This window comes from Vibrio crassostreae 9ZC13, assembly GCF_000272045.2.
GTDB lineage: Bacteria > Pseudomonadota > Gammaproteobacteria > Enterobacterales > Vibrionaceae > Vibrio > Vibrio crassostreae_C.
Map to the genome: position 1 here is coordinate 25,984 of NZ_AJYZ02000040.1, position 14,862 is coordinate 40,845.

Genomic DNA, 14,862 nt, shown 5'->3' on the forward strand with positions numbered 1-14,862 from the left:
AAGTCCCCTCGCATGTATATCGACTGTGAGTGTTAACAAGGACCCTAACAATAAGGATAAACACAGATGCACAATATCACTGCTGAACGCGTTGCTGCGGTTCGAGCTTGGCTTGAAACAAACAACCTAGATGCCGTTATCATTCCACATGAAGACGAATATCTAGGTGAATACGTTCCTGCTCATAACGAGCGACTTCACTGGTTAACAGGTTTCACTGGCTCTGCTGGTGCGGCAGTTATCACTCGTGAGAACGCTGCTATTTTTGTTGATGGTCGCTACACGGTTCAGGTTCGTAAGCAGGTACCAGCAGAGTTATTTGAGTATCGCCACCTTATTGAAGAGCCGGCTTTAGATTGGATCACCAGTTCTCTAGCACAAGGCAGCAAGGTTGCATTCGACCCACGCATGCACACTGCTGCTTGGTTGAAAGGCGCTCAAGCTAAACTGGCAGAGAAAGTTGAACTAACAACACTATCTTCGAATCCAATTGATGAGCTTTGGTCTGATCGTCCTGAGCCGGTGGTATCTGATGTTCGCTTAATGGCAACAGACGCAGTAGGCCAATCAAGTGAAAGCAAACGTGCGGAGATTGCTGGCTTACTAAAAGCCAAAGGTGCTGATGCCGCTATCCTTACGGAACTCGATTCGATCTGTTGGTTGCTTAACATTCGCGGCTTGGACGTATCTCGCCTACCTGTTGTGTTATCCAATGCGATCATCCACGCCGATGAAAGCGTCGACTTCTTCCTAGACCCAGCTCGTATTCCTACGTGCTTTGAAGCACACGTTGGCAATGGTATTCGCGTATCTCACCCATCAGAGCTTGAAGCACGCCTTCAATCTTTGGAAGGCAAAAATGTATCTGTCGATTCAGGTACCAGTAACGCTTGGTACACGCTGGTTCTACAAAACTCTGGTGCTCATATCATTGAAGCAGCAGACCCATGCCTAATGCCAAAAGCAGCAAAGAATGAAACTGAAATTGCCGGCATGAAAGCGTGTCACATTCGTGATGGTGTTGCGATGGCGAAGTTCCTATCTTGGATTGATGCAGAAGTCACGCAAGGTAATCTGCACAATGAAGCTGTGCTAGCAGACAAAGTTCAATCATTCCGCGAACAAGACCCAACGCTGATGGACCTAAGTTTTGACACGATTTCAGCAGCAGGCGGCAACGCAGCAATGTGTCACTACAACCACGAGAACCAACCTGAACCAGGTCAGTTAGAGATGAATACTCTTTACCTAGTCGATTCAGGCGGTCAGTACCTAGATGGTACAACCGACATCACTCGAACTATCGCGATTGGCCAGCCAAGCGACGAAATGATCCAGCAGTTCACGTTAGCGCTTAAAGGTCACATCGGTATCGCGCGTGCACGTTTCCCACAGGGTACTCGTGGTTTCCAACTTGATATTCTAGCTCGCCAACACTTATGGGCAGAAGGCTTCGACTACGACCACGGTACTGGTCACGGTGTTGGTCATTTCCTAAGTGTTCATGAAGGTCCGCAAAGCATCTCTAAGAAGCTAATCGATGTACCTCTTGTTGAAGGCATGGTGTTATCAAACGAGCCGGGTTACTACCGTGCAGATGAATTTGGTATCCGTATCGAAAACCTAGAACTGGTGGTTGAGCTGCCAACTCAAGGTGACTTCTCAGTACTAACGTTTGAGTCGCTAACACGTTGCCCTATCGATAAGCGCAACATCAACGTCGATTTACTGACACGACCTGAACTTGCATGGCTTAATGATTACCACCAGAAAGTATGGAACGATGTTAGCCCATTAGTTGAAGGTGATACATTGGAATGGTTACGCCAATCAACCACTCCACTTGCTCATGCTTAATGCTTAATGCTTAATGCTTAATGCTTAGCTAATTCAAACTTAATGAAATGAAAAACGGCCACCTTAGGGTAGCCGTTTTTATTTGTCGATTTAACTTCGTCGATGTTTCACGTGGAACATAAATCTGCGTGTTCGCTAACCAGAGTAAGCACTGTGCCAGTCTCTCCACACAGGATCAAAACCACGTTGACGAATCATTGACTCAACATCGGCAGCACTTCGCTCATCACTTATTTCAAATTGCTCGAGTTCTTCTTCATCAGAAGCATAACCACCAGGCTGGGTTTTAGACGCAGCCGACATACTGGTGATTCCCAATGGCAACACATTGTCGCGGAAAGCTGCAGACTCACGAGTCGAGAGAGACAATTCAACCTCAGGGTTTAATAAGCGATACGCACAGATAAGTTGAACCAACTGTTTATCACTCATAATCGATTTAGGCTGCAAACCACCCTCACACGGACGAAGACGTGGGAATGAAATCGAGTAACGTGTTTGCCAATAAGTACGCTCAAGATAGTCTAAGTGAGCGGCCACAAAGAAACAGTCGGTACGCCAATCTTCCAAGCCAATCAAAGCGCCAATACCTATCTTATCAATACCCGCTTTTGCCAAACGATCGGGCGTTTCGAGCCGGTATTCAAAATCCATTTTATTGCCACGCAAGTGGTGTTCCGCGTAGGTACTTGGGCTATACGTTTCTTGGTAAACCATCACCGCATCTAAGCCGAGAGTTTTAAGCTCTGCGTAGTCATCTTGATCAAGCGGCTGCACTTCCATCGCAAGATAGTTAAATTGTGCCTTAATATTCGGTAGCACTTCACGGAAGTACTTCATCCCGACCTTGGTTTCATGTTCACCAGTCACCAACAATACACTATCAAACTTCATCTTTTTGATAGCGGCACTTTCAGCATCGATTTCATCTAAAGTAAGTGTGCGACGCTTAATGCGGTTCTCCATTGAGAAACCACAATACGTGCACGCATTCGCACATAAGTTTGAGAGGTACAATGGAATATACAACGACATTGTATTGCCGAATCGCTTGCGTGTGAGTGCCAACGATTGTTGCGCCATCTGCTCTAAGTAAGGTTCTGCTGCCGGAGAGATAAGAGCCTTAAAGTCTTCCAAGTCGCGTTTAGGTTTACTCAGAGCGCGCTCAACATCCGCTGCCGTTTTACTGAAGATGGACATACCAATGTCATCCCAGTTGAGCTGTTTAAATCGATCAACAAACGTCATAAGGACACTACTCGTCTAGGAATGAAGTTAGCGGACTAGAAGCAACCGCATGAGACACCTGTCCAGCAAGACCAGAAAGGTAAGCCATACGGCCAGCTTCAACTGCCAGTTTAAAAGCAATCGCCATATCAACGGGTTGTTGAGAAGCCGCAATTGCAGTATTAACTAACACGGCATCCGCGCCCATTTCCATTGCACGAGCAGCATGAGATGGCGCACCAATACCAGCGTCAACAATCACAGGGACGTTCGCTTGGTCGATAATGATCTCTAAGAAGTCTGCCGAAGCGATACCTTTGTTCGACCCAATCGGCGCACCTAGCGGCATAACCGCAGCACAACCCACCTCTTCCAATCGTTTACACAACACTGGGTCAGCATGACAGTAAGGCAACACAACAAAGCCATCTTTAACCAGTTGCTCAGCCGCTTTTAATGTCTCAATTGGGTCTGGCAACAAGTACTTTGGATCAGGGTGAATTTCCAGTTTGAGCCAGTTTGTGCCTAGCGCTTCGCGAGCCAAATGCGCAGCAAAGATGGCATCCTTCGCGTTCTTCGCCCCGGAGGTATTTGGTAACAAGTTCACGCCAGCATCAATGATGGGCTGTAAAATATCATCTTGCTCAGAGCGAATATCAACTCTCTTCAACGCCATGGTTGCCAGTTGAGAACCGGAAGCTTCGATAGCACTCGCCATTAAATGTTTATTCGCGAACTTGCCCGTTCCAGTAAAGAGTCGTGATTGAAATGTTTTATCTGCGACAGTTAACATAGTTAGCCTCCTGCAATAGCTTGGAAAAGAGAAATAGCATCGCCTTCATTGACGACCCTTTGTTGCCACTGACTTCGCGGGACAACCGCATTATTGATAGCAAAGACACAACCCAGATCGGGTAGTGAAAGCGCTTGGATGATATCCGCTAGAGACGACGATTGTGCAACCTGTTCTGGTTGCTCATTGATAGAGATCGTTATGTTGCTCATTGGGTTTCTTCTTCTAAATAGTTAACTGTAGATGTGCAGCAAACGGGGCATTCACTATCTTGAGTGACACTTAAGTTTTGCCAGTTCATCGTCTGACCATCAAACAGTTTGAGCTGATGTGTTGCAACCTGGAACTCGCCAGTGCTAATACGTTGAATCGCTGCCAGTGCTTGGAGGTTGCCTATGGTGCCAACAACTGGGCCGATGATGCCGCTATCGCTACAACGTGTCGTTTGTGGATGATGACTGAACGGGAACAAACAGTGATAGCACCCTTTCTGCATCTGATAATCAAAGACAATAAACTGACCTTTCCATCCGATCGCAGAACCAGAAACCAAAGGTGTCTTGCTACCAAAACATGCTTGGTTAACCTGCTGACGTGACTCAAAGTTGTCAGTACAATCCAACACCAAATCAGCGAGCATCACCTCAAGCTCAAGCTGGCTCTGAGTCATTCGCCTATTGATGGTTCTCACTTGGTTTCGACCATTAAGCTCAGTCAGTTTTTGCTTCAGAGCTTCTACCTTAGGCGAACCTAACTGGCTTTCCTTGAACGCAACTTGTCGTTGAAGGTTAGACGAATCCACACAATCATCATCAACTAATACGATTTTCCCGATACCGGAAGCCGCAAGATAGAGAGCCGCAGCATTGCCTAAGCCACCACAACCGATGACCAATACATGGCTATCTAATAGATTGCGTTGCCCTTGCTCACCCACTTCAGGAAGTGCGAGTTGTCGTTGATAACGAATGAATTCGAAATCATTCAGCATGACTTAGCTCCTGAGTTACCTCTTTAGCAGCACCTGAAGAACGGTCAGCCATTAATGCTTCGAAGAACTCAATCACTTGTTTTGGGTCTTCGGCTAACGTAATCGCACGTACAACAGCAAGGCTCGATACCCCACAACTCCACACCTGTGCGGCCGTCGACTGGTCAATTCCACCAATCGCAACTGTCGGATAACCGGTGAGTTCTTCTGTGTATGGGATAGTATCAATCAGCTGCTGATAGAGAGATAAACGCACAAGTCCTTGAGGCTTCGATGGCATCTGCTTAGTGGTGGTTGGGAATATATGCCCCAGCGCAATATAGCTTGGGTTGATTTGCACAATGCGTAGCAACTCGTAATAACCATGAGTCGATAGACCGATCTTAATACCAGCTTGGCTCAGTTGAGATAGGTTGGATTCTTCGATGTCCTCTTGCCCCAAATGAACACCAAAAGCATCATACTTAAGTGCCAATTGCCAATAGTCATTGATAAAAACCTGAGCGTTGTGCTCTCTACCGAGTTCGATAGATCGCGCGATTTGTTGTTCTAAATCTGCTTGCTGTGGGTTCTTAATACGCAGTTGAACTGTGTTAATTCCAAGCTTGAGCAGCCTTTCGATCCACTCAACATCATCAACCACTGGGTATAGTCCTAGGCTACTCTTACTCAATTCCGGGAACGACAGTGATGTTCCTTGGTGCGCCCAACCAACACTAATATCCAGTCGCTCATCTTCGAGAACGGGAATAGGAAAGTTTTGATAGTTTGCTGGCCATGTTCCACGTGAAACACTAGATGCTGCGCGAGCTAAAACCAGTGCATCTTCTAGTGGGAATTCCAACGCCAACAAAGTAAGTAACCAAGCAAAGTGGCCACGACTATCTAACTCCTGATGAGCTGGAGTTTCACTCTTGATAGCACGATTAGAATCTAGCTGTGACCAGATATCCAATGCAGCTGAGTCATCTAAGACACCGATATAGATGGTATTCGGAGTTTGTGCCAAGGCATCGCGGACACCAGCTAGCGCCACTGAATGACTGTAATAAACGATATGATCAAGCTCACTTGAGCGACACTCCGCCAATGAATCAACATCATGAGCAAAACCAATAGATAACGCTTGCTGAGCATCAACGATAGAGAAGCATTGAGTTGGGCTTACACCCAACTCAACTGCATCGGTTGCCAAGCCTTGTCGCTTAGCAACCAATAGACAGCTTTGCACCTCTCCCGTTAGCTCAATATTTTGAGATGGGATAAGAATCTTCACTGTCATTATTCCTCTAATTGAGCTTCTTTTGCGCCTACTGCTGGGTGATAAAGTTCAGAGCCAGTATCACGGAACTCTTGTGATTTCTGACGCATCCCTTCCAACGGATTATCAAGCATCTTAATCTCGATAGCCTGATCAGCAGCCACTTGTTCAGTGTCTTTCGCGTACTCTCGAACTTCTTGAGAGATCTTCATTGAACAGAATTTAGGTCCACACATAGAGCAGAAGTGAGCAACCTTGCCCGATTCTTGTGGCAGGGTTTCATCGTGGAAAGAACGGGCTGTTTCTGGATCTAAAGCTAGATTAAATTGGTCTTCCCAACGGAATTCAAAACGAGCTTTAGATAATGCATTATCTCGGATTTGTGCGCCCGGATGCCCTTTTGCCAAGTCTGCTGCATGTGCTGCCAGCTTGTAAGTAATCAAGCCAGTCTTCACATCTTCTTTATTTGGTAAGCCCAAATGCTCTTTAGGTGTTACATAACAAAGCATCGCACAGCCGTACCAACCAATCATCGCCGCGCCAATACCAGAGGTAATGTGGTCATAACCCGGTGCAATATCAGTGGTCAGCGGGCCTAACGTATAGAAAGGCGCTTCATGGCAGTGCTCTAACTGCTCATCCATGTTCTCTTTAATAAGATGCATAGGTACATGTCCAGGACCTTCAATGATCACCTGAACATCGTATTCCCAAGCCACTTTAGTTAACTCACCTAGAGTACGTAACTCCGAGAACTGAGCCTCATCATTGGCATCTGCAATAGAGCCAGGACGTAGGCCGTCACCTAGTGACAAAGCCACATCGTACTTCGCACAGATCTCACAGATCTCGCGGAAGTGTGTGTATAGGAAGCTTTCTTGGTGATGTGCAAGACACCATTTCGCGATAATAGAGCCACCACGAGAAACAATACCTGTCACACGCTTAGCCGTCATAGGAACATAACGAAGAAGCAAACCAGCATGGATAGTGAAGTAATCAACGCCCTGCTCCGCTTGTTCAATCAAAGTATCGCGCATCACTTCCCAGTTAAGGTCTTCGGCTACGCCATTCACTTTCTCAAGCGCCTGATACATAGGAACCGTACCAATCGGCACTGGGCTATTACGTAGGATCCATTCACGAGTCTCGTGGATATTACGGCCAGTAGAAAGATCCATTACGGTATCGCCGCCCCAGCGAGTCGACCATACTAGCTTCTCAACTTCTTCTTCAATCGAAGAGCTTACAGAAGAGTTACCGATATTGGCGTTCACTTTCACTAAGAAGTTTCGGCCAATAATCATAGGTTCTGATTCTGGGTGGTTGATGTTTGAAGGGATGATAGCTCGGCCTTCAGCGACCTCTTTACGCACGAACTCAGGGGTAATTTCTTTTGGCAGGTTTGCGCCAAAGTTATGGCCTGGGTGTTGGTGATTAAGCTGTTCATCAGCGAACTTCTGACGCCCCATGTTCTCACGTATCGCAATGTACTCCATCTCAGGAGTGATAATTCCCTGACGAGCATAATGCAGTTGAGTTACACATTGGTCGCCAGTAGCGCGACGAATTCGAGGCAGGTTTCCGTAACGAAGGTCGTCTAGGGTTTCATCTTCTAAACGTTCTTTGGTGTAAACAGAGCTTACATCATCGAGCAATTCCGTATCACCACGCTCTTCAATCCATTGCTCTCGCAACTTAGGAAGGCCACTATAAAGGTCTATTTCATGCGTAGGATCGGTATAAACACCTGAGGTGTCGTAGACATGAATTGGCTCATTAGGTTCGAATACAGGCTCTTTTTTGGTGCCACCAACAAGGCTATCTGCGAGGGATATTTCTCGGACAGGGACTTGAATGTCCTCTCGAGACCCTTGGATGTAAGCTTTTTTTGAGTTTGGATAAGGTTGTACAGATAAAGAATCAATGAAATTCTTCGCTTCCAGTCTTGCTTGTTTACGACTCGACATAGCATTTTTCCTTGGCTTTTAGCCATTATTTATAGGGATAAAAATGCTTGACGGATAAGATGCTACAAGAGGGATCACAGCAAGAAAATGCAGTTGTGATCTGGAGATAGATCTCTAGAAGGATTCTAGTTAGATATCTACTCTTGTTCCCTTCGCAGGTATTAGCCTGATCAGGTTCAACGGATCCCGAGTTAACGGTCTCAGCCATATGGCACTCCGACAAGTACGATCGAGTATATAAAAACGGCTTGGATAAACCAAGCCGAGTTGTTAACAAATCGTAAGAAAGTTTTAAGACTTTATCAGAAGTTGGAAGCCGAACCATGCGGCTGAAATACTGAGAACCACATTGAGCAGTACATTGAGCCCCATCTTGAAGAACGCACCCTGCTGCATAAGAAGCACGTTATCCATCGAAAACGTAGAAAATGTCGTCAGGGCTCCAAGGAAACCAAGACCGATAATTTGTCTCCACGGCTCCGTCGCAACCATCTCATTTTCAAACGCGGCGATGAGCAATCCCATAATCAAAGAGCCAATTACGTTAACAGTCAGCGTACCGTAAGGAAAACCACGCCCTAACATCACAACGCATAACTCTGAAATCAAGTAACGTGAACAAGCACCAAACGCGCCACCGATGGCGATAAAACCTAGAATAGATAACTGACCCATGAATCCTCCCAAACAATAATCCCTATATTCTAGCTTTAACGCCGATAAAAGCGAGGGTAGAAACTAAGAATGCATGCGCAAATATTAAACGTTACAGGTGTCACTTAACTTCAATATATCCCATCAAACCCGTTTTCATGTGTTCTATAACATGACAATGATACATCCAGCGGCCAGGGTTGTCGGCTACAAATGCAGCTTTAGCTCGGCCATTTTTTCCAAGTAACACTGTATCAGTATGGAAAGGTTCTTCAACTTTCTTCCCATCAAGTTCCAATACAGTGAATGTATGGCCGTGAATGTGAATCGGGTGATGATATTGAGTGACGTTCTTAAGATCGAATATATAGGTTTTTCCCAGCTCTAAAGTCGCCAACGGTTCAGGGATATTATCTTTGCTCATCCCCTCCCATGCTCGTTTATTAGTTAGCCAAAACTTAGGCATAGATTTTCCATCTTTAGATACTGGAGAAACCGCCCCTTCCCATTCAAATAAAAAGTCGATTTCTTCTGCATTAGCCAAATCTAAATTGGGCACAGGATTAAGGGGTAAAGAAGGCAGAGAGCGATTCTCAACAAGGGTTGAATCTACAACCTCGAACTCACACAAAGAGAAAGGAAAGCGTCCTTTCATTTGAAGGACGCTAACTCGCCCACCGGCTTTGGGTGCTATCAGTCCAATATCCACTCGCATCCCTGGACCAATTTTATGTTGCGTCAGCTTATAAGGTGTTTTTACAGGGTTACCATCAATGGCAATCACCCATGCCTCAGCCCCTTCGACAGCTATAGGGTAAGTGATCGTATTGTCGACATTAGCGATACGTAGCCTGGTTGTTGCATGTTGTTTTAACTCATAGACAGGCTCATGTATTCCATTAACGCTACTCCACTCTCCTGGCGTACCCATACGAGCACTGAGTCGTGGGATCATTAGATCTTTCCATTGGCCTTTCTTATCTATATGCCAATGTTTAAGCATCAGTGCGTGCTCTTCATCAAACGGCACTGGAATGCTCTCCTCAACGATAATTAGACCAACCAAGCCCATACCAAGCTGCTTAACGCTGTTCATATGTGGGTGATACCAATTAAAGTAAAAATGTGATCTAATTAAGATTGATGAATTATTGTGAAATTTAGCCATGGATAGCCTTAATAACACTGACTTCAAAAAGCTTGCGAGCCAGCAAAAAACCATTCAGATGAAGATGCGTTTACTTGCGCTCGCACACTTTAAAGACGGCCTCTCTCGTACACAAATTGCAAAATCTCTCAAAGTCAGTCGAACCAGTGTCAATAAATGGGTTCGGATTTTTTTTGAAGAAGGCCTAGAAGGACTTCAAGAAAAACCTCGGACTGGTAGGCCTGCATACCTCACCGATGAGCAGCGGGCTCAACTCAGTGCCTTCATAAAAAAAGAAGCTGAATCACCTTCTGGTGGCCGCCTTGTTGGAAGCGATATACATGACTACATCGTTAAACACTTTGACAAGCACTACCACCCTAATTCCATCTATTATCTCCTCGACCACATGGGTTTTTCTTGGATAACTTCTCGTTCCAAACACCCTAAACAATCACAGCAAATACAAGACGATTTTAAAAAAATTCCAAATCGAAACGATCCTTAAGATCCCCGGCCATATTGGGCTAGAGAGTGTTGATGTCTGGTTTCAAGACGAAGCTAGGTTTGGTCAGCAGAACACAACAACACGTCTTTGGGCTACTCGTGGAACGAGACCTCGCGTAGTAAAACAGCAGCAATTTGAATACGCTTATTTGTTTGGCTCAGTGTGCCCATCGAGAGGGATTGGTGAGGCAATGGTCGTCCCTTGGGTTAACAAAGACATCATGATAAACCATCTAGAGCAGATATCTAAAGTCACAGAAAAAGACCGTCATTCAGTGGTAATAATGGATGGCGCAGGATGGCATACCGATGATATTGCTAACCCATTTGATAATGTCAGTATTATCAAATTGCCGCCATACTCACCAGAGCTTAACCCTATAGAGCAAGTGTGGAGTTGGTTAAGGCAACACTATCTAGCAAACCAAAACTTCATTGATTATAACGATATTGTTTCGAAGGTCTGTAGCGCTTGGAATGGATTTCTTGAGTGCAAAGATCGCGTCACAAAAATGTGTACAAGAGATTGGATTGACCTGATCAGTTAATTTTCCGGATTGGTATAATACCGGGCTGGCGATCCAACTCCCAACATTGCTTCGTAGAAGCAACAGATGCAAAAAAGGCTCTAGCATTTCTGCTAGAGCCTTAAATATGGCAGGGGTGGAGAGATTCGAACTCCCAACACGCGGATTTGGAATCCGCTGCTCTGCCAATTGGAGCTACACCCCTAAAACTTTCATTACTTCAGATTCGAAAAAACCTCGCACTAGGCGAGGTTATCGAATAAGTGGCGGAGTGGACGGGACTCGAACCCGCGACCCCCGGCGTGACAGGCCGGTATTCTAACCAACTGAACTACCACTCCGCAGTGGAATACTTGTCGTCGCTGACAAGTGTTCAAATTTAAAGCCTGGCGATGTCCTACTCTCACATGGGGAAGCCCCACACTACCATCGGCGCTATTGTGTTTCACTTCTGAGTTCGGCATGGAATCAGGTGGGTCCACAATGCTATGGTCGCCAAGCAAATTTTGCTTTTACTTTCAGCTTTTTTTAAAAACTGAAGGCAAAATAATCTGGAAAACTGTATTTAAAAGTCTATCTCTTCAAACTCATTCAAGGTCTGGTCTTTCTTTGAGTCCACAAAACCCCTTGGGTGTTTGTATGGTTAAGCCTCACGGGCAATTAGTACAGGTTAGCTCAATGCCTCGCAGCACTTACACACCCTGCCTATCAACGTCGTAGTCTACGACAACCCTTTAGGACACTTATAGTGCCAGGGAAAACTCATCTCAAGGCTCGCTTCCCGCTTAGATGCTTTCAGCGGTTATCGATTCCGAACTTAGCTACCGGGCAATGCCATTGGCATGACAACCCGAACACCAGAGGTTCGTCCACTCCGGTCCTCTCGTACTAGGAGCAGCCCCTTTCAATTTTCCAACGCCCACGGCAGATAGGGACCGAACTGTCTCACGACGTTCTAAACCCAGCTCGCGTACCACTTTAAATGGCGAACAGCCATACCCTTGGGACCGACTTCAGCCCCAGGATGTGATGAGCCGACATCGAGGTGCCAAACACCGCCGTCGATATGAACTCTTGGGCGGTATCAGCCTGTTATCCCCGGAGTACCTTTTATCCGTTGAGCGATGGCCCTTCCATTCAGAACCACCGGATCACTATGACCTGCTTTCGCACCTGCTCGAATTGTCATTCTCGCAGTCAAGCGGGCTTATGCCATTGCACTAACCACACGATGTCCAACCGTGTTTAGCCCACCTTCGTGCTCCTCCGTTACTCTTTGGGAGGAGACCGCCCCAGTCAAACTACCCACCAGGCACTGTCCGTAATCCCGATTCAGGGACCAACGTTAGAACATCAAAACTACAAGGGTGGTATTTCAAGGACGACTCCACCACATCTAGCGACGCGGTTTCAAAGTCTCCCACCTATCCTACACATGTAGGTTCAATGTTCAGTGCCAAGCTGTAGTAAAGGTTCACGGGGTCTTTCCGTCTAGCCGCGGGTACACTGCATCTTCACAGCGATTTCAATTTCACTGAGTCTCGGGTGGAGACAGCGTGGCCATCATTACGCCATTCGTGCAGGTCGGAACTTACCCGACAAGGAATTTCGCTACCTTAGGACCGTTATAGTTACGGCCGCCGTTTACCGGGGCTTCGATCAAGAGCTTCGACCGAAGTCTAACCCCATCAATTAACCTTCCGGCACCGGGCAGGCGTCACACCGTATACGTCATCTTACGATTTTGCACAGTGCTGTGTTTTTAATAAACAGTTGCAGCCACCTGGTATCTGCGACTCTCGTCTGCTCCATCCGCAAGGGACTTCACTGATAAGAGCGTACCTTCTCCCGAAGTTACGGTACCATTTTGCCTAGTTCCTTCACCCGAGTTCTCTCAAGCGCCTTGGTATTCTCTACCCGACCACCTGTGTCGGTTTGGGGTACGATTCCTTACAATCTGAAGCTTAGAGGCTTTTCCTGGAAGCATGGCATCAATGACTTCACTACCGTAGTAGCTCGACATCGTATCTCAGCGTTAATAGCGGTCCGGATTTACCTAAACCACCCGCCTACGTACTTGAACCTGGACAACCGTCGCCAGGCCCACCTAGCCTTCTCCGTCCCCCCATCGCAATTGTAAGAAGTACGGGAATATTAACCCGTTTCCCATCGACTACGCCTTTCGGCCTCGCCTTAGGAGTCGACTTACCCTGCCCCGATTAACGTTGGACAGGAACCCTTGGTCTTCCGGCGAGGGAGTTTTTCACTCCCTTTATCGTTACTCATGTCAGCATTCGCACTTCTGATACCTCCAGCAGCCCTTACAGACCACCTTCAACGGCTTACAGAACGCTCCCCTACCCCACATACCCTAAGGTACGTAGCCGCAGCTTCGGTGTATAGCTTAGCCCCGTTACATCTTCCGCGCAGGCCGACTCGACCAGTGAGCTATTACGCTTTCTTTAAATGATGGCTGCTTCTAAGCCAACATCCTGGCTGTCTGAGCCTTCCCACATCGTTTCCCACTTAGCTATACTTTGGGACCTTAGCTGGCGGTCTGGGTTGTTTCCCTCTCCACGACGGACGTTAGCACCCGCCGTGTGTCTCCCGGATAGTACTTACTGGTATTCGGAGTTTGCAAAGGGTTGGTAAGTCGGGATGACCCCCTAGCCTTAACAGTGCTCTACCCCCAGTAGTATTCGTCCGAGGCGCTACCTAAATAGCTTTCGGGGAGAACCAGCTATCTCCAGGTTTGATTGGCCTTTCACCCCTAGCCACAAGTCATCCGCTAATTTTTCAACATTAGTCGGTTCGGTCCTCCAGTTGATGTTACTCAACCTTCAACCTGCCCATGGCTAGATCACCTGGTTTCGGGTCTAATCCTAGCAACTGTACGCCCAGTTAAGACTCGGTTTCCCTACGGCTCCCCTAAACGGTTAACCTTGCTACTAAAATTAAGTCGCTGACCCATTATACAAAAGGTACGCAGTCACACCACGAAGGTGCTCCTACTGCTTGTACGTACACGGTTTCAGGTTCTATTTCACTCCCCTCACAGGGGTTCTTTTCGCCTTTCCCTCACGGTACTGGTTCACTATCGGTCAGTCAGTAGTATTTAGCCTTGGAGGATGGTCCCCCCATATTCAGACAGGATATCACGTGTCCCGCCCTACTCGTTTTCACTGATTATGATGTGTCGGTTACGGGGCTATCACCCTTTACTGCGAGACTTTCCAGACTCTTCACCTGCATCATTAAAAGCTTAAGGGCTAATCCAATTTCGCTCGCCGCTACTTTCGGAATCTCGGTTGATTTCTCTTCCTCGGGGTACTTAGATGTTTCAGTTCCCCCGGTTTGCCTCCTGTTGCTATGTATTCACAACAGGATACTTACTTATGTAAGTGGGTTTCCCCATTCAGGAATCCCAGACTCAAAAGGTTATTACTACCTAATCTGGGCTTATCGCAAGTTATTACGCCTTTCATCGCCTCTGACTGCCAAGGCATCCACCGTGTACGCTTAGTCACTTAACCATACAACCCGAAAGGGTCTTAGCGTATGGCAACTAACCAAGGTTTTTGGTTGTCATTAAGAAGGGTTAATTCTCAATGACTGTTTGCCGGACTCAATTGTGATTCAAACAAGTTTGAATCGAATACAAGACACTTGAATGTGTTTGTTGTGTTTATCTAATGAAAGATAAACATTGAGAACTTTTAAATTTGATTGAATTACTCGTAAGTAAATCAATCAGTCAGCTTTCCAAATTGTTAAAGAGCAGAGATTTTAAGAACTAATGTTCTAAATTCACATTTTCTAAAGACTCTCACAGTCGAAAAATCCAACCAACGACATAAGAAGTGGTTTGGAGGTTTAACTTCCAAGAATATTTAGAGAATGGTGGGCGATACCGGGCTCGAACCAGTGA

The 14,862-nt window shown here is 46.4% G+C and carries 9 protein-coding genes, 2 tRNA genes, 2 rRNA genes, 1 pseudogene and 1 riboswitch; of the genes and pseudogenes, 2 read left to right on the forward strand and 12 right to left on the reverse strand.

Features of this window, described 5'->3' with window-relative positions; genetic code table 11:
• Window positions 1-66: 66 nt before the first annotated feature.
• Window positions 67-1,857 carry an aminopeptidase P family protein gene (locus A136_RS12695; protein ID WP_017062992.1) on the forward strand — a complete coding sequence of 597 codons (1,791 nt, stop codon included), beginning with the start codon at window positions 67-69 and terminating at the stop codon, window positions 1,855-1,857.
• A 135-nt stretch (window positions 1,858-1,992) separates the two neighbouring features.
• On the opposite strand, the gene thiH is transcribed toward A136_RS12695, so the two are convergent.
• The 8 genes and pseudogenes from thiH to A136_RS12735 form a co-directional block, all read right to left on the reverse strand.
• Window positions 1,993-3,105, reverse strand: a complete 1,113-nt coding sequence (gene thiH, locus A136_RS12700) for a 2-iminoacetate synthase ThiH (RefSeq protein WP_017061318.1) — start codon at window positions 3,103-3,105, stop codon at window positions 1,993-1,995.
• 7 nt (window positions 3,106-3,112) lie between these two features.
• The gene (locus A136_RS12705; RefSeq protein ID WP_017062993.1) at window positions 3,113-3,877 is read right to left on the reverse strand and encodes a thiazole synthase; all 765 of its coding nucleotides are present in this window, start codon (window positions 3,875-3,877) and stop codon (window positions 3,113-3,115) included.
• Between the two features lie 2 nt (window positions 3,878-3,879).
• Window positions 3,880-4,089: a sulfur carrier protein ThiS gene (thiS, locus tag A136_RS12710; protein ID WP_017061316.1), complete on the reverse strand. Its 210-nt coding sequence runs from the start codon at window positions 4,087-4,089 to the stop codon at window positions 3,880-3,882.
• Complete coding sequence (locus A136_RS12715; RefSeq protein WP_017062994.1) at window positions 4,086-4,868, reverse strand: HesA/MoeB/ThiF family protein; 783 nt, start codon at window positions 4,866-4,868, stop codon at window positions 4,086-4,088. Before A136_RS12715 ends, thiS begins: the two co-directional genes overlap by 4 nt.
• Window positions 4,858-6,150, reverse strand: coding sequence for a thiamine phosphate synthase (locus tag A136_RS12720; protein WP_017062995.1), 1,293 nt, complete (start codon window positions 6,148-6,150; stop codon window positions 4,858-4,860). The genes A136_RS12715 and A136_RS12720 overlap by 11 nt, the downstream gene beginning before the upstream one ends.
• Window positions 6,150-8,099 carry a phosphomethylpyrimidine synthase ThiC gene (gene thiC, locus A136_RS12725; protein ID WP_017062996.1) on the reverse strand — a complete coding sequence of 650 codons (1,950 nt, stop codon included), beginning with the start codon at window positions 8,097-8,099 and terminating at the stop codon, window positions 6,150-6,152. The genes A136_RS12720 and thiC overlap by 1 nt, the downstream gene beginning before the upstream one ends.
• A gap of 130 nt (window positions 8,100-8,229) precedes the next feature.
• A riboswitch (TPP riboswitch) is annotated at window positions 8,230-8,328 on the reverse strand.
• A 62-nt stretch (window positions 8,329-8,390) separates the two neighbouring features.
• Window positions 8,391-8,774, reverse strand: coding sequence for a fluoride efflux transporter CrcB (crcB, locus tag A136_RS12730; RefSeq protein ID WP_017062997.1), 384 nt, complete (start codon window positions 8,772-8,774; stop codon window positions 8,391-8,393).
• A gap of 100 nt (window positions 8,775-8,874) precedes the next feature.
• Window positions 8,875-9,864, reverse strand: a pseudogene (locus A136_RS12735) (multicopper oxidase family protein); the annotation flags it as partial.
• Between the two features lie 55 nt (window positions 9,865-9,919).
• Here A136_RS12735 and A136_RS22280 point away from each other — a divergent pair.
• Window positions 9,920-10,955, forward strand: a protein-coding gene (locus tag A136_RS22280) for an IS630 family transposase (RefSeq protein ID WP_102394396.1) whose coding sequence is annotated in 2 segments (ribosomal slippage) — window positions 9,920-10,378 and window positions 10,380-10,955 — 1,035 coding nt in all. Because the reading frame shifts where the segments join, the coding sequence is not laid out codon by codon here.
• Window positions 10,956-11,062: 107 nt separating this feature from the next.
• On the opposite strand, the gene A136_RS12750 is transcribed toward A136_RS22280, so the two are convergent.
• From A136_RS12750 to A136_RS12765, 4 genes are all read right to left on the reverse strand, one after another.
• Window positions 11,063-11,139, reverse strand: a tRNA-Trp gene (locus tag A136_RS12750).
• A gap of 59 nt (window positions 11,140-11,198) precedes the next feature.
• Window positions 11,199-11,275, reverse strand: a tRNA-Asp gene (locus tag A136_RS12755).
• 43 nt (window positions 11,276-11,318) lie between these two features.
• Window positions 11,319-11,434 (reverse strand): 5S ribosomal RNA (rrf, locus tag A136_RS12760).
• Window positions 11,435-11,573: 139 nt separating this feature from the next.
• Window positions 11,574-14,467 (reverse strand): 23S ribosomal RNA (locus tag A136_RS12765).
• Between the last annotated feature and the right edge of the window lie 395 nt (window positions 14,468-14,862).